Genomic DNA, 642 nt, shown 5'->3' with positions numbered 1-642 from the left:
TAGCAAAGCATGGCAGCTCGCCATTGTTGTATGCTTTTTTTTATAGTTTGAAATCTATTGGAATTTGTAGGCGAACTGAGACTTCCTTTTCATCCTTTATTGCAGGCTTCCAATTTGGCATATTCGAAATAAGTCGTAATGCTTCCTCATCTATTTCAGGAGATACACTTTTAACAATTTCAACGTCAGTGATCGCGCCATTACCCTTCCTAATAACAAAAGAAATTACAACTTCTCCTTCAGTCCTATTAGTTCTAGCTTTAAGTGGATATTTAATATTTTCTTTTATATATTTTTCGTAGGCTTCCCAACCACCGATAAATTCAGGTTGTGAATCTGGTTGTTCAACACCTTCCTTTCCTACTATTTTTTTGTGCACCGTTACTTTTGGACCTGCACAGGAAAATGTTAGTATCAAAATAAAAAATAAAATTTTTGGGAAATCCCTGTTGATTCTCATTTTTTTAAATATCCTTTTTTAATTTTTAGAAATTGCCTACAACGGCCCAGCTGGCTGCTGTGCTTTGTGAGCGTCGGCTTTCACGTGTTGGCAAAGCATGGCAGCTCGCCATTGTTAGCATCTTTTTTACCTGACCCAATCTTTAATTCGTGTTATAATTATCTGTACCACAATAGGAATAG

General features: G+C 36.1%; 1 protein-coding gene. It reads right to left on the bottom strand.

The window, feature by feature from the left end; genetic code table 11:
* Positions 1–40: 40 nt before the first annotated feature.
* A complete protein-coding gene (locus E1171_RS00370; protein ID WP_155203007.1) occupies positions 41–460 on the bottom strand; it encodes an energy transducer TonB in 420 nt (139 codons plus the stop codon).
* Between the last annotated feature and the right edge of the window lie 182 nt (positions 461–642).

Origin of the sequence: Xanthovirga aplysinae (genome assembly GCF_009711365.1) — a bacterium.
GTDB lineage: Bacteria > Bacteroidota > Bacteroidia > Cytophagales > Cyclobacteriaceae > Xanthovirga > Xanthovirga aplysinae.
Note: the sequence above shows the minus strand (reverse complement) of the source record. Positions and strands in the feature narration are given on the sequence as shown.